General features: G+C 68.4%; 14 protein-coding genes and 2 pseudogenes. 3 read left to right on the forward strand and 13 right to left on the reverse strand.

The window, feature by feature from the left end:
- The first annotated feature begins 147 nt into the window (after nt 1-147).
- Nucleotides 148-501 carry a hypothetical protein gene (locus PZB77_RS30680; RefSeq protein WP_275495846.1) on the forward strand — a complete coding sequence of 118 codons (354 nt, stop codon included), beginning with the start codon at nt 148-150 and terminating at the stop codon, nt 499-501.
- Nucleotides 502-1810: 1309 nt separating this feature from the next.
- Here the strand turns inward: PZB77_RS30680 and PZB77_RS30685 are convergent.
- The 5 genes and pseudogenes from PZB77_RS30685 to PZB77_RS30705 all read right to left on the reverse strand — a co-directional run.
- On the reverse strand, nt 1811-2317 hold the full coding sequence (locus PZB77_RS30685) for a DUF4259 domain-containing protein (protein ID WP_275495847.1): 507 nt from the start codon (nt 2315-2317) through the stop codon (nt 1811-1813).
- Between the two features lie 414 nt (nt 2318-2731).
- Nucleotides 2732-4090 carry an ISL3 family transposase gene (locus PZB77_RS30690; RefSeq protein ID WP_275495848.1) on the reverse strand — a complete coding sequence of 453 codons (1359 nt, stop codon included), beginning with the start codon at nt 4088-4090 and terminating at the stop codon, nt 2732-2734.
- 1459 nt (nt 4091-5549) lie between these two features.
- Nucleotides 5550-6518, reverse strand: a complete 969-nt coding sequence (locus PZB77_RS30695) for a TIGR01777 family oxidoreductase (RefSeq protein ID WP_275495849.1) — start codon at nt 6516-6518, stop codon at nt 5550-5552.
- A 141-nt stretch (nt 6519-6659) separates the two neighbouring features.
- The gene (locus tag PZB77_RS30700) at nt 6660-6785 is read right to left on the reverse strand and encodes a hypothetical protein (RefSeq protein WP_275496289.1); all 126 of its coding nucleotides are present in this window, start codon (nt 6783-6785) and stop codon (nt 6660-6662) included.
- A gap of 62 nt (nt 6786-6847) precedes the next feature.
- Nucleotides 6848-7126, reverse strand: a pseudogene (locus tag PZB77_RS30705) (transposase family protein); the annotation flags it as partial.
- A gap of 40 nt (nt 7127-7166) precedes the next feature.
- On the opposite strand from PZB77_RS30705, the gene PZB77_RS30710 reads away from it, so the two are divergent.
- A complete protein-coding gene (locus PZB77_RS30710; protein WP_275490434.1) occupies nt 7167-7466 on the forward strand; it encodes a DUF6221 family protein in 300 nt (99 codons plus the stop codon).
- A gap of 120 nt (nt 7467-7586) precedes the next feature.
- Complete coding sequence (locus tag PZB77_RS30715; protein ID WP_275490433.1) at nt 7587-7931, forward strand: DUF2750 domain-containing protein; 345 nt, start codon at nt 7587-7589, stop codon at nt 7929-7931.
- Nucleotides 7932-8420: 489 nt separating this feature from the next.
- Here PZB77_RS30715 and PZB77_RS30720 read toward each other — a convergent pair whose 3' ends face one another.
- From PZB77_RS30720 to PZB77_RS30755, 8 genes and pseudogenes are all read right to left on the reverse strand, one after another.
- A complete protein-coding gene (locus PZB77_RS30720; protein ID WP_275490432.1) occupies nt 8421-8666 on the reverse strand; it encodes a helicase associated domain-containing protein in 246 nt (81 codons plus the stop codon).
- Nucleotides 8667-8964: 298 nt separating this feature from the next.
- A pseudogene (locus PZB77_RS31340) lies at nt 8965-9114 on the reverse strand (helicase associated domain-containing protein); the annotation flags it as partial.
- A gap of 129 nt (nt 9115-9243) precedes the next feature.
- Entirely contained in the window at nt 9244-9762 is a 519-nt protein-coding gene (locus tag PZB77_RS30730) for a proline dehydrogenase (protein ID WP_275495850.1), read from the reverse strand.
- Between the two features lie 2124 nt (nt 9763-11886).
- Nucleotides 11887-12501, reverse strand: a complete 615-nt coding sequence (locus tag PZB77_RS30735; protein WP_275490429.1) for a DUF6518 family protein — start codon at nt 12499-12501, stop codon at nt 11887-11889.
- A gap of 172 nt (nt 12502-12673) precedes the next feature.
- The gene (locus tag PZB77_RS30740; RefSeq protein ID WP_275490428.1) at nt 12674-13117 is read right to left on the reverse strand and encodes a lactococcin 972 family bacteriocin; all 444 of its coding nucleotides are present in this window, start codon (nt 13115-13117) and stop codon (nt 12674-12676) included.
- Between the two features lie 338 nt (nt 13118-13455).
- Nucleotides 13456-13632 (reverse strand): hypothetical protein, encoded by a 177-nt coding sequence (locus PZB77_RS30745; protein WP_275490427.1) that lies wholly within the window; start codon nt 13630-13632, stop codon nt 13456-13458.
- A 143-nt stretch (nt 13633-13775) separates the two neighbouring features.
- Complete coding sequence (locus PZB77_RS30750; RefSeq protein WP_275490426.1) at nt 13776-14138, reverse strand: hypothetical protein; 363 nt, start codon at nt 14136-14138, stop codon at nt 13776-13778.
- Nucleotides 14139-14188: 50 nt separating this feature from the next.
- Nucleotides 14189-16717 carry a DEAD/DEAH box helicase gene (locus PZB77_RS30755; protein WP_275490425.1) on the reverse strand — a complete coding sequence of 843 codons (2529 nt, stop codon included), beginning with the start codon at nt 16715-16717 and terminating at the stop codon, nt 14189-14191.
- Nucleotides 16718-17297: the final 580 nt, after the last annotated feature.

The raw sequence follows: 17297 nt of genomic DNA on the forward strand, positions 1-17297 counted from the left end.
GACAGCGCAGGTGACGGGGTGTCCACACGGGATGATCACCTTGCTCGGCACGTCTGCTTGGCTTCTGACTGTACTTCGGGGGACCTCTTGTACCGCTTCACCCGCCGCACGGGCGCTGCTCTGAGCGCCGTCGCGCTGATTACCGGCATGGCATCGGCATGTACCGACTCATCTGCGGCGCCCAAGCCTCCGCAGTCCGGGAAGGCGGCCGGCTCCACCGCGGCCCCCACGGCTCAGCCGTCCTCCCCGCCCGGCCCGGAGCGGTTGGACCAGGAAGCCCGCGACTTGCTCCACCTGACCGACCCCCCGTCGTTGGACGAGGAGGGCTTCGTCTCGTCCGGTTCCCTCGCGGTGCCCGGACAGAACCTGGACGAGACCATCGAGTCAGGCACGGCCCTTCGGGTCGAGGTGGCGTGCGCGGGGGAGGGCACGGTCACCTTCACGGTCGTCTCGGGCACCGCCAAGACAGCCCAGCGCGTCGACCGTACGCAACCTCGATGACGGAGCGGTTTCTGACTCCCACTCACGGCCGGGCCATGAGCCTCAGCAGGATCCAGGCGGACCCACCCCCCCGCGCGCTGGAGGGGAGGCGACGGGCGGCAGGCACCGGCCACAAGGTGAGCCACATCTGATTCGTCCCTGGTCGACGGCCCCACGTCACCCGGCCTGCGCTCGGGGACGGCGTGCGCCTTGACTTACACACACGCTCACACAGAAGGGGCCCCGAGGGCGCCCCGTCCCGCCCCGGGACCCCGCCGCGTTCCCCGCCACCGTGCCGCCCCCACGGCCCTTGAGGGTTGTTCCCCATCCCGTACCGGCCGCGCTCGCTCCGCTCTTGATCCGAGCCCGGTCCCGGTGTCCTGAGGCGCTCCAACCCGCCCCGTTGGACCCCGCCGTGTTCCCCGCTCACCGCGCCGCCCCCCATGGGCTCCTGAGGCTGTTCCGCATCCCTGCACCGCCGCGTCGTCGCCTGATCCGGAGCCTGTCCAGTGTGTCCAGAGTACAGTGCCGAGGGGCACGCGGGACCACGAGGATGGGGACGCCCTGCCCGCCGCTCGGGTTCCCTGATATCCGTCACTGCGGCTCCCAAGGGCTGCCCCGGAGCTGTCCTCCTGCTGCCTGCAGCGATGGCTCTGCGTGCCTGGAGGCCCCAGCCCAGCGGTGACGACCCACCGAACCTGCTCTGGCTTAACGTCGCGGTCGGCCCCGGCGCCCTCCCATGCCTTACTCTGGCGGACCGGGACAGCCCGGTGGCCCGCCGACCAGGCCCTTGACTGCGGGCACTGTACCCGGCGTCTCGTCGCTCGGCGGCCCGATCCCAGTTCCCATGCTGTCCCTGGTTCCAGAGCATCTTCCGGCTCCAGACTATGGTGCTGCTCCTGCCGCCCCTGGGGGCGGCTGATTGTGGCTGCGGACCCCACGCCCGGCCCCACCCCGGCACCCGCGACCATCCCCTGTCTGCGCTGGGACCACCTGCCGAAGTCCACTGGCCTTCCGCGCGGCCTGGCGGCATCAATGAACCCGGGGGAGGCCGGCGCCCCTGGTTCCGATCCCTGCCCCGGCCGCTGAACACCGGCCGCCACCGCTGCACCCGGCTGTCTGGCCTCCACCCCCGTGACCTCCACTGTCGGCGCGCGTGGCCACCCTACGCGCTGCTCCCTCTCGCCGTCACCGGCTGACGCCGCCCCCAACTGGCCACTGGGCCTGTCCCGCGGTGCCTTGGTGGGCCCCGGGCGGACACCTCGGCGCAACGGCCTCCAGCCGCGACCTGCCCGAGACGGTCTCCTCCTGGCTCCGCCTCTGCGCACCCTCACCACCGCACCTGGCGCGCTCCACGCAGTTCAGATCCTTCAGAGATCGTGGCACGACGCAGGCCGTTCCGGTGTACCGCGCACCGGTCGGAAACCTCCCGCCCTGGGCTCCAGGTCTTGCGTGTCCGCGACTCCAGGTCGTACCGATTGCGGATCTCGAACAGGGCTCCTCCTTGGTGGCGGGATCGGAGTGGGTCGAGGACGTCATGATGGCGCATGATGTCCTGGCGCCACTCCGACCAGTTCGCGGCTTCGGCCCACAGCTCGCTGAGTTCAGACCGGTTGGAAACCACTCGATCCAGGGCGGCCTGGACGGCGAGCAGCCAGAGCGTCCGCGGCGGCAACTCCAGAAGCGGTTCTGAGGTACTGTAGTTCGAACAATTTGGCCGATCGCAGTCAGAATGCTCGGCAACGACCAGAGCCGCCGCGCCCACGGCCTGCCCGCCGTCGCAGATACCCAGGAAGTCCGGGGGCCCGGCGGCACGCTTGAGCACGCCGCGGATCACGGCTTCCGCGCTCTTCCAGTGTCAGATTCGTCCAGGTCACCCGCGGCAAGCCCGGCGGCGGTGTCGTTGTCGAAGGGCCGACGTCCCAGGCGCCCCATGTCCCTCCTCGCGCGGTCGGCTGTGGATCGTCGCACCGGCCACCGACAGTGCGCTCAGGAGTCGGGCAGCCACCTCGCTTGCGCAGGAGGCCGGAAGCCAGCGCGTCCGCACATCCGCTCGCCTGATCATTCTGACGCGGCTGACAAGGGTCTTCAACTGCGCCCGAGCTCCAGGGTGGCGTGGGCGATGACCGGCTACGACGGCATTTCGGCCGCCTTCTGGGCCGGCGGCAAGGGTGCCGAGACTGGGCAGATCGTCCCGGGCGCCCGGACGGCGACGAGCCAGTCCTGGAAGACGCTCGCCCTGGCGCCCTGGTCAGCACGGACGGCGAAAGCGCGGACGCGTCTGGGGAGCGCGTCGATCTCGGTGTGCAGTGGGCGCGCACGGTTTTGAGCAGCAGCTGTTCGGCCTGGGAAGGGTTTCCGGTCGCCGGAGAATCCATCCGGCGACCGTTCGGGGTGAGGGCGGCCGGGCGACTACCGGTCGTGGGGAAGTGCGCTTCTTGTGCAGGTAGGCGCGGACGCGCTGGTAGCTGCCCTTGTAGCCGAGCGGCACGATCTCTTCCCACAGCTTCCAGGCGTTGGTGCAGCCCTCGTTCCACCGGTCGTCCAGGTAGGGCTTGTAATCATCGAGGACCGAGGGCCGGTTCTGCCACTGGCCGGTGAACAGCTCCTCCGGAGCCTTGGCCTCGGCGAGCTGCTTGACGGTCCGCCAGGTCATTCCGAGCTGCCGCTGGACCGAGCGACGGCTGTGCCCGGCTTCCAGCAGTGCGTGGACGTCGGCGTGCCGGGCCCTGGTGCGGTCGGCGAAACGATGGCCGGTCGGCCATGGCGAGCCAGAGGGATCTCTCTCCGGCGCAGGCTCCGGATCGGGATCGGGGGCGGGCGTGACAAGGGCGCGGAGGCAGCGGCGGTGCTGAGCGACGGCCCGTTCGGCAGCCTCGCTCACGTTGTGCCAGAGGTGCCAGCGGTCCGCGACCTGGACCGCCTGTGGAGCGCCGACGGTGGCACCTTCGGCGAAGAACGGCGCCCGGTCACGGCAGATCACCTCAACGCTCGGCCGCGTGGCGAGCCAGGCCGCCAGGCTGGACGCCTCCCGGTCGGGCAGCAGGTCGATGGGGCGGCGGGTCTCGATGTCGATGAGGACGGTGCCGTAGTGGCGGCTCTTCCGGGCCGCGTACTCGTCAACGCGGATAACCCGTGGTGCGGCCACCTCGGGCTCGGGAAGCGCGTCCACCAGACGAAGCACCGTGCTGCGGCTGGCGGAAACGCCGAGAACGTCGGCGATACGGGCCCCGGCCCGGCCCGCGAGCGCCAAGCCGACCGACACCAGGGTCGAGCGCAACCGTTCGGTCCGCTGACTGTGCCGGCGCGTCAGGCCCGGTATCTGCTCGACGAAGGTACGGCGTGCGCAGTCCGAGTTTCCACAGGTGAACCGTCGGACCTTCAATTGAAGGACAACCCGTCGGCCTCCGCTGGGAACATCAGCGGGAAACCGCAGGTAGGAACCGTGAAACCGGTTCGACCAGGTGCCACAGACCGGGCACGCGGCGCCGTCGGCCGTACATTGCGCATCAACGCGCACGATCGCGATGTTCACGTCTACCGACAGCACCGCGACGTCGGCGATCGACGGGAACAACAACTCCTTCAGCCGGAGCAGGACCTCTTCCACGGCCCTGAACATTCAGCCCGAGTGCGTTACCCAGGGATCATTTTCAGGCAACTTCACCCCCAGCTCGAAGAGGCCCAGTAGTCGCAGAGAGTGGCCGTTCCACAGAAGTTGAGCCAGAGCCGAATCTCGTGACCATTCCACCTTGGGTCTCGTAGGCTTCCCGCCTCCCAACTCGGTGTCGAAGTGCTGTCCGAGCCCGTGGACAAAGCCAACCGGGCCGCCCGGCCGTTCGAGAGGTAGGCCGGCCGGAGACCGGCGGAGTCCCTCGCGCACGTTCGGCGTGCACCCATGCACGGGCACACGGGTGCACACGGGGCGAGCAGCCGGACGCGGTACGGACCGCACCGGGGTGCCGCGCCCCCTGCCGCAGCTGGATCAGGTACGGGGGTAGCGGCAGGTCTGCCCAGGTCACGGCCTGATGCAGTGGCCCTGCGGCAGGCCCTGCCGCAGGTGCTGCGGCAGCACCTGCGCCACCGGCACAAGACCGGTGACCGGTCCGCTGGGCGTCCGCTGACGATCCGCTGGCATCCGTCCGGGATCTGTCTGGCAGACGGATACCAGCGGCTGCTGGACGGATGCCAGCGGATGCCCAGCGGCTGTCTGGACGGATGTGCGCGGAACGCCCCGCGAACCCGGGTTCGGCCCGGAACTCACCATGAGCGGGTTTTCCGGTGTGTGTGCAGCTCAGGACCGCCACCCGCCACCGCCCGGACACCGCCACCCCGGGTGGCGGGTGGGAGGTCACCACGGCCCGGGTGGCGGTGCCGGGGCGGTGGCTGGGCGGTGCCGGGTGGCGGTGCCCGGAACAGGCCGCCGAGCGGCCCGGAAGGGCGAGCCGGCCGTCGGTCCTCGCGCACACGTGCACGCGAGGTGACGGGCGCCCCGGCCGCCGCACCGCCCCCGGCGCTGCTCGACCCGGTGCTCCTGGCGGTGGCCCTCGCCGCGGCTGCCGGGGTGAGTCCGAGCGGAGCGGCCCCGGGACCCGGCGGAACCGGGCCGGTACGCACGCACGGGCTCCCCAGGTAAGTAGTCGGCGTCCGCCGCGTCCCGGAAAACGCGGCCTGACCGGCATCGGCCAGGCCAAAGGACGCACACCCGACGCGACCGAGGACGCGACCCGGGGCACGCCTCAGCGCGTGACCCAGGATGCGACCAGAGGCGCGACCCGCCTGGGGCACCCCGGCAGCCTCCCCGGGCCGGCGGCCGCCCGGCCACCTGCCGCAGCCCCTGCCGCAGGTACTGCCGCGCGGTTGCTGCCACGGGTGCTGAGCTGCGCGGGCCTCCTGAACCTCCCGCGCCTGGTGCCCAGGGCGGCGTCGTTCAGTGGGTCTGTCCGGTTTGAGCATGTGATGCCGAGGCTGGCCAGGGGGAGGGTGGCGTTGCGCGCATGGTGGCTGGTGCAGCGCAAGCTGCCCAGGGCCCGACGGCGCGGCCAGATCGGCCGCCGTGCCGGATCCGTTCACCGGCGTGCCGCGGAACCGTCTCCGACCCGTTTGCGCACCCGACGCACCAGCTCATCCGCGGCCTGCGGCCACTGTGCGTACTGAAAGTCGAAGCCTGCCTGGGTCAGTCGGCCCGGGACGACACGGCGGCTCTTCAGCAGCAGTTCGGTGTCGGAGCGCAGAGCGAACGCGCCGACCTCGGCCATCCACTTGGTCGCAGGGAGACCCACCGGTGCACCCCAGGCGGAGCGCAGGGTGCGCATGAATGCGCGCTGCGGCAGGGGATGGGGAGCAGCCAGGTTCACCGGCCCTGCGATGTCCTCCCGGTCGATCAAGAACTCCACCGCGCGCACGAAGTCGTTTTCGTGGATCCACGACACGTACTGTGCTCCACCGGCGACCGGGCCGCCGAGACCCAGGCGGGCCAGTCCTAGCAGGACGGCGAAGACCCCGCCGGGGTCCGGGCTCATCACCATGGCCGAGCGCAGAGCGACCTTGCGCGTGGCCGGCGTTTCGGCCTGCTGCTGAGCCTGCTCCCAGGCCTTGGCGATCTCGACGCTGTACGCCCAGTAGTTGGGCACGCCCGGTTCGGTACCGCCGATCACACCGGTGGCCTCGTCGTTGGCGGCGTCGAAGCGGTGCGCGTACACCGTGGCGGTGCTCATCTGCAGCCAGAGCCGTGGCGGTCGGGCAGCTCCCGCAATCGCGGCGCCCACGACCCGGGTGGAGTCGACCCGGGAGTCCATCATTTCCTGCAGATTGGCCGCCGTGTATCGGCAACTCACAGTGCGTCCGGCCAGATTGATGACGACATCGCTGCCGTCCACCGCCGCCGTCCATGGCCCCAGGGTCTGGCCGTTCCATTGGACCTCGCCCTCGCGCCTGGGGCGTCTGGTGAGAATCACGACCTCGTGGCCGGCGGCGTCGAGTGCGCGCTTCAGGATCGCGCCGACCTGTCCGGTGCCCCCAGGAATCACAATCTTCATCGGCTACCCCTCCTTCGTCTTGGATGAGCCTAGACCAAAGAGTTGAACATGTTCAAAACTAGGGTACGATCCGCGATTTCAGTCAGCCTCGCCGTGCGGCACGGGGCGCTGGACGTCAGTTGGGAGCGTTGTCCGGTTTGATCACGTGATGCCGAGGGTGGTCAGGGGGCGGGTGGCGTTGCGCGCGTGGTGGCGGAGGCCGGCGGCGATACTCCGGTGCCCTGACAGGCGGAGGGACCCGAGGGCGAGGTTGCGCAGGCTGGCCATGGCCCGAGGGGCGGTGCCGGTGCGCACACGGGAGGCGTCCTCAGTCCAGGCGGTGTCACGTACAGCGCGAGCGACGGGCCGAGATCATCGATGATGCGGTCGGCCGCGGACTTCGAGATGCCGAAGAGCGGGGCAAGCTGGCGCAACGTGAGGTTCGTGCGCCAGTGCGCCGCCACCAGCAGCACCCGGTCTTCCAGCGGAAGGGACCATGGGCGGCCCTTGCGGACCGGATCCGCACCCTCACGGCGCAGCGCAGTCACCAACTTGCCGAAGACACCCGGGCTCAGCCCCGTGAACGGGGCTATCCAGGACGACTCCGACGCCGTGATCACACCAGACAAGATCGTTTCATGGTGCCGACACAACGTCGAGAATGCTCCTATGACTGAAGAGCTGGTGAAGTTTCTCAAGGCGCGGCTGGACGAGGAGGCCGACTTGGCACGACGCTGCGACGGCGACGGCGACGGATGCGGGGAGTGGTCTGCCCACGGACACACGGTCGACTTCTGTCAGGTTGACCTCTCCGGATTCCACCCCACGATTGCTCTGCATGTGGCTCTGCACGACCCGGCCCGCGTCCTGCGCGAGGTCGAAGCCAAACGGCGCATACTGGCCCGCCCGCGACCCATGGCCGTGCCACGACCTGCGAGACCTTGCCTCGCCCTACACCGGCCACCCTGACTTTCCCTCACGGACCTGAAGCGGCGCAGCCCACGGACAGGGTGCCCAGCGAGGCCGCGTGTTGAACCGAACCACACCCACTAAAGATCATTTACGGGACAGGTCTTAGGCTCGGTGGCCATGAGTCAGAGCGGTTCGCAGGCGGCGGCATTCTTCCGAGATGTCCGTGGAAACGGAGTGGTCTGGCTTGTCCGGGATGACGACGGAAGCCCGACTCACCTCTCCGCGGACGGCACGCGAAGTTTTCCCTTCTGGTCTACCTCGCTCCGGGCTCAGAGGGCGGCGAATATTTGGGGTCGTGGGCTCCGCGTCGATTCCATGCCCGTGGACACCTGGTGCGATCTTGTACTGCCCGATGCTGCCCGGGACGGACTCGTGATCGGCATCAACTGGAGTGGGCCGCGTCTGGTCGGCTGGAGCTTCACTCCCAGGGAAGTCCTTAACCGGCTGGCGGATGCCAGCTAGCTCACAGCATCGGTCACCGGAGCGCGCAGGCGCCGCCGGCGCATGAGTACGCATCCGAGGGTGAGGAAGGCTTCGGTGGACGTCGTCGCGGATCTCCCAGCGGATCCGTAGCCGGCGGAACCAGTACAGCAGGGAGCAGATCCGCTCCGTCCAGGCGGCGCGCACAGCGGCCGCCCGGCGGCTCAAGGCCGACCTGAGGCCGCGGAGAAGCTGCGCCCCCGACGTTTCGAGGCCTCCACCACCGCCGCTTCGAATGCCTCCAGGCGCTCGCATACCCGGCGCGCTCGTCCTCGAGTACGGCGCTGAGCGCCACGGCAGCGATCTCCTCCGACGCGTCAGGACGAGGAACCCGCTCGGATCGGCCAACGCCCACGTCCACCGCCACGCCGCCGCCAGGACGGCCTTCACGTCCCACACAGAGGCCACGACCGACTCACCCGCCGGAGCCTCCCTCGGGGCCGTACGCGTCCACGTCGTGCTGACCGACGCTCATGCGGCCCATTCCAGTCCGAGGCCTGCCAGCCGCTGAAGCTGCTCAACCGTGAGCGTCGCCCGTCGGCTCTTCACGTTCGACAGCCACACCCCCAGCCGCACCGATGTCCCGTCCGGCAACTCCTCGGACCAGGACCTCGCCACCACCGTGGACTCCCGCTGGGCGTACTGGGCGAGCGCGGCGAGCCCTCGTTCGAACGCGCCGGTCCGCGCCCCGCCCGCCCGTCGTGGCCGCGCCTTCACCAGACCACCAGCCGGCTTCTCCGGTGGCCGGACGCCGAGCGCGACCAGGCGCTCGCGCGGCCCCCCCGACCAGCTCCCCCCACCCGTCCCGCTGGGCGACCAGCCACCGGCCCACGTCCAGCCCGTTCACCATCGCCCCGGGCTCCACATGCCCGAGCACGCTCCCCGGGGCGACAATTCCCTTCAGAGCGGCGTAGTGCCGCTGCCAGTCGACGGGCCAGTCCGGCGCCCAGTCCGGGTCGATCGCCGCCAGCACCGCCGCACGCCGCGACGCCCGCCCCGGGTCCTTCCCGAGCCCGTTCTTCTTCCGCGCGTTGGCCAGCCACTGCCCCACCGGCCGGTCCATGATCATCGCCGTGACCGGTGCGGCCAGAGTCCCGTACACCGCGAAGTACGCATGGGCGGCGCCGAGGTTCTCCTCCCACGCCGCGTCCACCGGGTCCCACACGACGCCGAGCGCCTCCAAGTCCTCGGAGAAGCTACGGTTGCCGTGGTGGGCGGCACCGACCTGATGACCGGACTATGCCGAACGACACCGCGATGAGGCGGTCGCTCTGGTGGTGCAATGGCGGAGTGGTCAGTTCGTGTTGCCGAGGACATCACCGGCTGCCGTGCGGAAGCCCTTCACGGCCTGGTAAAGGGCGCGCTCTCGTTCGGCGGCGAGAGCGGTGTCCGCCGCCTTCTGGGAGGAGTCTCCTGCATGGGCGTTCTTCACCATCCGCCGCATCACGTTGGAGAGGTCGCCGGATGCGTGAGCCACACGGTCGGCTGCTTCCCCTATCGAAGGCGGACCTTCAAGGATGACGACTTCAACGGCACGGTGGACCTGCCGAGCCAGTGCGACGAAATGGTGGACCTTCTCGTCCACATCCCGCAGGTCGGGAATCTCCGGCTGGAGTGCGCCCAACACGGCGTCCATGGCGATGTCCCGGTCGTGAAGAGCACCGAGGTAGTTCGCGTAGGCGTCCCTGCGGTGCTGCCTGCGCCACTGGCCGAACTGCGAGCGTGCGGTCGCGCGCCCGTTCACCATCGCCGCGCCGATGGTGGCGAGGGAGCCTACGGTGGCGCCGAGCAGTGCGGCGAGTCCAGCATCCATGATCTCATTTTGCCTTTCCCTTTTGATTCGTCAGCAGCCAGGTCTGCGGCCTGCCGTGGTCTGGAACTGGGCGGTCAGAATGATCACGTGGCTGAACGTGTGCGGGTTCGTGAGATCGACGACGACGAGGGGCGACGACTGCCCCGGCGGTGGCTCCGGCCCGGATTGGTTGAGCACCACCAAGCGCAGCGGCCCGTCGAGCCGGCCGACGCCCCGCCCTCGGACGCCTTCGAGGGTTCTGAGGGAGCGGACACCCCGTAGGGGAAGTAGTCGGCGCGGCGTCACCCCCTCGACCAGGCCGGTGACGTGGACGTTTCCCCGTCGTGGCCGTGCCGTTGAGGCGCCCGGGAAAGCGCCCTGGACGGCGCCTCGCAGGCCATCCCGGTGGCACGGCCTTCAGCAGCCCGTCACGCACGGCAGCGGCGAGACGAGCACGAAACCCCTCGACCCCCCTGCCCCTCGGGGACAGCTCAAGGGGATTTGCTTCGCCCGGCCTCGCTTCGCCGCTACTTTCCGTAGCGCTGTTTGGCCCGTCGGATCGGCGTACAGCGCTCCCGGGGTGTCCGTCGACTGGGTCGCCCGGCCGTTCGAGAGGTGGGCCGACCGGAGACCGGCGGAGTCCCTCCTGCGCGTTCGGCGTGCACCCGTGCACGAGCACGCGCGGGCACACGGCGGACCGCCCGCGCCCCTGCCGCAGCTGGTGCCACGGGTGCTGCCGCAGGTGCTGCCGCAGGGTTGCTGCCATGGGTGCTGACCTGGACGGACCCCCTCAACCCCCGCCCCTGGTGTCGGTGCGGCAGCACCTATGGCAGCCCCTGGCCGATCAGTGATGACCTGCGGGTTTTTTTCGGTGGCGGTTCGGCATCGTGAGGTCAGCGCGGTAGCTGGGAGGCCACGGGTCCGTTTCCCTCTGGTTCGCCGCAGACGTACCGGGATGTTTGGTTTCCGGGTGGGGGTCCTCAAGGGCGCAGGCGGCCGGCGTACGCGGCTGCTGAGGTGCTGGACGGTTGGGACAACAGCCCCCAGCGCCGCTCCTACGCCCTCGGCCTGCTCCGGGCCCGGCCGTGGGTTTCCCAGCGGATGTCTGGACGGATGTCAGGGGATGCGCCAGGGAACGGGGTTCGGCCGTGAAATCCACCATGGGCGGGTTTTCAGCGTGTGTGCAGTTCAGGACCGCCACCCGGGACCGCTCGGCTACCGCCACCCGGGGTGGCGGGTGGCGGTCACTCCGAACCGGGTGGCGGTGGCCGGGCGGGGCTGGGCGGTGCTGGGTGACGGTGCCCCGGGCGGCCGGCCCGGCACCCGGAGGAGCGAGCTGGTGGTCGCGCAGCAGCCCTTTCCGGGCCCGGGGAGCGCTGCCCGCGGCGCGCAGCCAATCGGTCCGCACGCCACCGACAGCCGCAAGCACAGCCGTAGCCCTCACAGCCCGCCCGGCCCGCGCCAGCGGACCGGCAACAGGCCGGAAGGCACTCGCCCAGTGCCGGCCGGGCTCCCCAGGCAAGTAGTCGCCGGCCGCCGCGCCCCGGAAAACGCGGTCTGACCTGGTGTTTACCAGGTCCGCGGCTGCCCGGCCGGTGCGACCAGGGGAGCGATCAGAGTACGACGAGAAGCGCGACCAGAGGCGCGACCTGCCGGTGGCGCCCCCGCCGCGGACTTCCCCTTGTTCCCCTGGGGCTGGCTACTGGGAGGTGGGCGGTGGAGGCGGTGACACGGCGTCGGGGAACGCGTACGCCGCTGCGGCGGCCTCTCTCCCGGCCCGCTGCGGAGCGCGCCGAGCACACATCGGTCCGGCCCTCCGGCCAGCTGCCGCAGGTACTGCAGCGGAGGGATGTCAGCCAGTGGGTCAGGGCCCAGGGGGACATGGCCCGCAAGGCCAAGAAGGAGACGCTCGCCCCGGTTACCCGCTGCGCATCTAGGAAGTACTGCGGGCAGCATGACGTGATGCCTCCGGTGACGGGGCAGAACGACTGTGGCGCCTCCCGTGTGGGAGGCGCCACAGTCGTGCACGCCAGGAAGATAAAGGCCCCGATCCGCCGCACCTCCGGGTCACCCAGTGCGATGTGTCGGCTTCATTTCAGTGGGCTGGTGGCAGTGATGGTCGATCAGGTAGGGGTGTTAGAGGCGTCAGCAAGCACGTCGGCGACGGGCACTGAAGGCTGTTCCACCCGCTAGGGCCACAATTGCAGCTACGGCCAGCATGCGGGTGATGTCCCAAGTATTACCGACCAAAGCGTCCTGCCTGCTGGCTTCTACAGACAACCGCATAGTGGTCTCACAAACAATTACCACTGGGACTACGAGTTGACAGGCCAGGCGGAGGCCCAGGTGGTAAGCCTTACGCGAGTAATAGCCAGCGAATCCGCAAAGAGAGCCAAAAAGAAGAGCGAAGGCCCACCACAATACGAGCATAGAAAGGAAATCCTGCCACGCAAAATGAGTGGCCTTTCCAGTTGGATCACTAAAATCTGGCGCCACGAAATCGCCTTGAATCGCCTTTGTTACGTAGTAGGCAAGTACGGTGACGAATAGTGACGCGAAACCCATAACGCCAGATTGCTTCATGGATTTAGCCATCAGTCCCGCAAAGAACGCCAATAGGCTGTACATCCAGCCAGCGACTAAAGTGACGCTCACAGCATGACTCAGCTGTCCGTCCATCGATTCCAAGAGTGGCCCAGCCACCCCAACGAACAACCCAACCGCAAGCGGGAGTGTGACAGTCGAAAGTGATGAGCGCACGCGTACAACCTCTTTGCGGGGGAGGGATGTTCAGGCTTCACCCTACTGCACCACCCGGGATGTCGTGGGGTTCCCCAGTGACCGAAAACCTAACTATTGCTCATAATTGGGTGAAAGTTAGGTCTTCGGTCACTGGAGGCCAGACTTCAGCCAAGAAGGCTAGGCCGATTCTTTAGTACTTGCCCCAGTACGCGTTGCAGGTGTAGGCGACGCCGGCCGTGACGACAGCCTTGGCCCAGACATCCGCGTTCTGGATGTCCTTGTCGGTGAGCTGCGCCATGGCGACGCTGGCCGAGTGCTTCACGCTGGGGTGAATGTAGTTGGAGTAGCAGTGCTTCCCCGTCGCGGCGGCCGAAGTTCCGTAGTTCCAAGTGCCGCCACCGACGGAAGCCCTCGTCAGCGGGCCGGAGCCCTCCTGGAACGAAACCGCTCCCCACTCGGTCGGCTTGTCGCCGTTCGGGAGGGTGAGCACATCGGGGGGCGTGTCGCCATTCGCCACGGAGTAGACGTGTACCTGCGGGGCCGCGGTGGCGTGGGCCGGGGCGGCGACCGCAAGGGCGCCAGCAGCGGTGGCCAGCGATACGGCAGCGAGGGCGAATTTTCCGGGCTTCTTCATAAAAAACTCCTTCGAGATTGCAGTGCGATTTTTTATCGACTGACAACTTAGTGTGGACGGTGTGATCATCTTTCATAGTTGGGACGCTTCTGTAAAGGCATTTGGAGGCAACCCTGCACGCGGTCAGGGTTTGATGGGGTGCCCGCTAAGTCCGATATAAGTGTAACTGACACGGGTTTCTTTATGGTTCTCTAGGGTGGAAATATGAAGATTTTTCGGGAATGCCGCAACAGAATTAGCGGGGCTGTAGATATGGTCACCCCGAACGATTCAAGCCATAATTTGGCGTATTTTTTCTGCCCGTGAAAAGTTCGGTTGCACGGCAGACGACCTTGTGTTCAGAAACAGGCATCTAGTACGCGGCTCACCTCTTCACCGCCCAGGTCGCCGGCGCTTCCGACGCGCAGCTCCAGGCCGTCATCGCCGAGATCCTCTAGAAGCGGTAATTCAAGGACTGCGGCCCCCGGGCCGCCGGTCTCCTCGTCGAGTACACCGACATCGAGCATGTCCGACATCCACCCCTGAGCTCCTCTCAGGGGCTTCCCAGCTCGGAAACCGCAGGCGCCCTGCCTCACAAGCACGTGTGATGATCTGCGGGTTTTTGTCGATGGAAGTTCGCATCGTGATGTCAGTGCGGTATTGATCGGGTTTCTGCTGTTCAGCTTGCTGCGGTTAGGGATTCGAATGGGGACAGAAATGTCGATTTGGTGCTGATAGTGATGGTGTAGATCAGCTGGTTGCCGGTCGTTACAGCGTGGGTTGTCCTGTCGCTGGTCAGGGCTGTGGTGGGGGGACGGGCGCTGCTGTGTTGCTTTCTATGGGCGGACTGCAGGCGGTAATGGATTCCTGTTGCGGTGCGGCCCGATGCAGAGACCTTGCCGAAGGCTGGTGCTTGAAACTCGTCAGCTCCACCCCGGCACTCCTCCTCCTCTTCCTCGACCAAGGCTCCGATCCGCTGTACCGCCGAGTCGCCCAGCACCGCGGTGAACACCGCCTTGACTCCGCCCACGCCCGCCGACAAGCATGGACGGTGACCGCCGCACGGACCCGCCCCTCAGCGACCTCGCCCATTCATGCGGCCTTCGCCCACTCCAGCCCCAGAATGGCCAGCCGCTGAAGCTGCTCAACCGTGAGCGTCGCCCGTCGGCTCTTCACGTTCGACAGCCACACCCCCAGCCGCACCGACGTCCCGTCCGGCAACTCCTCGGACCAAGACCTCGCCACCACCACCGTGGACTCCCGCTCGGCGTACTGGGCCAGCGCGGCCAGGCCCCGCTCGAACGCCCCGGCCCGCGCACCACCCAACGCCCGCCGCGGCCGCGCCGGAACCGCGGCGGCCGGCTCCGGCGGCCGGACGCCGAGCTCGACCAGGCGCTCGCGCTGCCCTCCGGGCAAGGCCTCCCACCCGTTCCGCTGAACGCCGAGCCACCGGCCCACGTCCAGCCCGTTCACCATCGCCCCGGGCTCCACGTCCCCGACCATGCTCCCCGACGCCACGATGCCCTTCAGGGCGGCGTAGTGCCGCTGCCAGTCGACGGGCCAGTCCGGCGCCCAGTCCGGGTCGATCGCCGCCAGCACCGCCGCACGCCGCGACGCCCGCCCCGGGTCCTTCCCGAGCCCGTTCTTCTTCCGCGCGTTGGCCAGCCACTGCCCGATGGGCCGGTCCATGATCATCGCGGTGACCGGTGCGGCCAGTGTCCCGTACGCCGCGAAGTAGGCCTTCGCCGCGCCGAGGTTCTCCTCCCACGCCGCGTCCACCGGGTCCCACACGACGCCGAGCGCCTCCAGATCCTCCGCCCGCCCGGGCAGCATCGTCCCGGCCCGCATCGCCCTCCGCTGATCGGACAGCCACCGCCCCAGCGGAAACCCGCCCCCGCCCCCGCCCTCCCCGATGCCGAACTCGCCGTTCCCACCCTCACCGGAGCCGAACTCTCCGCTCCCGCCCTCGACATGACCGTACGGAACCGCGAGGTCCCCCTCCCGCTCCCGGTACGCGACCGCCGCCCGGTGCCCCGCCCGCCAGTTCGCGTGCTCCGGCTCGATCAGGTTGTACTCCACCATCCTGGCCACCAACGCCGGATCCCGGTGCACCCCGAACCGCAGCAGCAACCGCTGCTCCTCCGCGTCGTCACCCTCCGGTGCCTCACCGAGCCACGACGACACCGGCTTCGTCCGATGCAGGTCCTCCTGCGGAGCAGCAAGCATTTCCACCGCACGCTCATCATGCGCACGCAACCCGGAAAGAACCTTCAACAAAGGCCGATACGACGCCGAATACGGCATGTCTTCCGGAGTTTCATCCGGACCGAGAAATACCGGCACGATCAGCGTCGCCATTTTATCCTGACCGGGCTTTTGTCGAAGCGCCCGGCCAATAGCCTGGACGATATCGACCGCCGACCCCTTCGGGTCGATAAGAGCGACGGAGTCCACACTCGGGCAGTCGACACCCTCGCCGAGAACCCGGCAATTCGACATCACCGCCCGTCCCGCCCGTCCCCCGAACCGGTGGAGATCCCGGACCCGCGTCTCCGGCTCGTGCTCGCCCGACAGCCACCCCGACCACACCTCCGCCGGATGCCGGTCCGGGTCAGCCACATGCAGCCGGGCCGCCACCCGCCCCAGCCCGGCGGAGAACGCGTTCGCCTCGACCGTCCGGTGGTGGAAGGTGATGCACCGCTGAAGCCCGTGCTCTGCCATCGTCTCCAGCAGCGCCGCCTGGAGCACGGCGAGCCGCTCGCCCCGTACGTGCTCCTCGAACCGCTCCTCGCCGTACAGCTTCTCCAGCGTCAGCCGCTCATCCCGCAGCTCCACCACCACAATCTGATACCGCGCCAAAAGCCCCCGCCCGATCGCGTCCGACAGATCCAGGACCCACAGAACCGGCCCAAAGATCCGCTCGTCCGACATCGAGCAGGCCATCTCCTTCGGCAACCGGTCCACCGGCGCCCGGCGACCCGCCGCCCCGCTCTCCTTCGGAAACTCCGACCGCCAGCGCGGACGCGGCCGCTCCATCCAGATCCGCGGCGTCGCCGTCAGATACAGCCGGCGCATCGCCGGAAGCTGCTCCTGGTCGTGGACGACCGCCCACGCCTTACCCAGCGACCCACTGGTCCGGTGCGCCTCGTCCACACAGACCAGGTCCCACACGTCCATCGGCAACCCGTACGCGCCCTCGTGAGCCTCCACCAGAACTGGCAGGGACGCGTACGTCGCGAACACCGTCACCGGCCCGCTGCCGTAGTACAACGCCAACTGCTGGGGATTCGTCGTCGACGGCACCCGCAAGTCGTACAGACGCGGATCGTCATCCATCGAGCACACCGCCACCATCGAGCCCGAACGCCCGAAAGACCGCCACTCCCGCACCGTCTGCGCAAGCAACTCCAGCGTCGGAAGAAGAACCAGAACCCGCCCATGCGGAGAAATACGCTGCGCCGCGCCGGCGGCAATGAACGTCTTTCCCGTGCCGCACGCCGCGTGCACCTGACCGCGCAGCCCATTCTTCGGAATCTGCTGCCCGGGCCGAATTCCCAGCCCGGCAACGATAGCGTCCACCGCTTCCGCCTGATGCGGATAGAGCGGAATTCCACCAGTCATGACGAGACGCTCCAAATCCGGGGGAATGGGGTAGCCGTTCCCTCGTGATGCTACCCGTGCATCACGAGATGCACGAATCTGATGCAGCACGATGCATCACATAGACTGACGATTGGCCTGTTCCGGCCCCACCGTGGCCAATCAGTGTGCTACATTGCGGGAGCAGTGCGCATCACACCCCTTCCCGAGTGCGAGCGTGGCCCTGGCCTGACTTCCCGTCAGGACGAGACTTTCCAGCCCTCGGCCCCGACCTCCTCGTGGTACCGGACCCCGGAGCCGGCCCCGGTAGGTAATACTCACCGATTCGGGATCCTACCCGCAGGCACAGTTGATGCACCGCCACCCCGTGCCGTAGCCAGCCCGGCGAAGCCGGTCGGGCGGGAGCGCAGCGGACGCCCCGCCTCACAGCGCAGCGGAGAGGCGCCCTCGATTACCGCGCAGCGGTAATCCGAATTCCCGCATGCGGGAATTCTTCATAAACCGCGCAGCGGTTTATCAAAAGGCGCGCAGCGCCTTTTAGAATTCGCGCAGCGAATTCCCGCTCCTCGGCGCGCCAGCGCCGAGGTACCCGCTCCGCGGG

This window comes from Streptomyces sp. AM 2-1-1 (genome assembly GCF_029167645.1).
In the GTDB taxonomy this organism is placed as follows: domain Bacteria; phylum Actinomycetota; class Actinomycetes; order Streptomycetales; family Streptomycetaceae; genus Streptomyces.

Coding starts and splice junctions, on each gene's coding strand:
- PZB77_RS30745 (WP_275490427.1), bottom strand. CDS start 13,632: ATGTCGGACATGCTCGATGTCGGTGTACTCGACGAGGAGACCGGCGGC.
- PZB77_RS30730 (WP_275495850.1), bottom strand. CDS start 9,762: ATGGATGCTGGACTCGCCGCACTGCTCGGCGCCACCGTAGGCTCCCTC.
- PZB77_RS30755 (WP_275490425.1), bottom strand. CDS start 16,717: ATGACTGGTGGAATTCCGCTCTATCCGCATCAGGCGGAAGCGGTGGAC.
- PZB77_RS30700 (WP_275496289.1), bottom strand. CDS start 6,785: ATGGCCAGCCTGCGCAACCTCGCCCTCGGGTCCCTCCGCCTGTCAGGG.
- PZB77_RS30695 (WP_275495849.1), bottom strand. CDS start 6,518: ATGAAGATTGTGATTCCTGGGGGCACCGGACAGGTCGGCGCGATCCTG.
- PZB77_RS30715 (WP_275490433.1), top strand. CDS start 7,587: ATGAGTCAGAGCGGTTCGCAGGCGGCGGCATTCTTCCGAGATGTCCGT.
- PZB77_RS30710 (WP_275490434.1), top strand. CDS start 7,167: ATGACTGAAGAGCTGGTGAAGTTTCTCAAGGCGCGGCTGGACGAGGAG.
- PZB77_RS30680 (WP_275495846.1), top strand. CDS start 148: ATGGCATCGGCATGTACCGACTCATCTGCGGCGCCCAAGCCTCCGCAG.
- PZB77_RS30740 (WP_275490428.1), bottom strand. CDS start 13,117: ATGAAGAAGCCCGGAAAATTCGCCCTCGCTGCCGTATCGCTGGCCACC.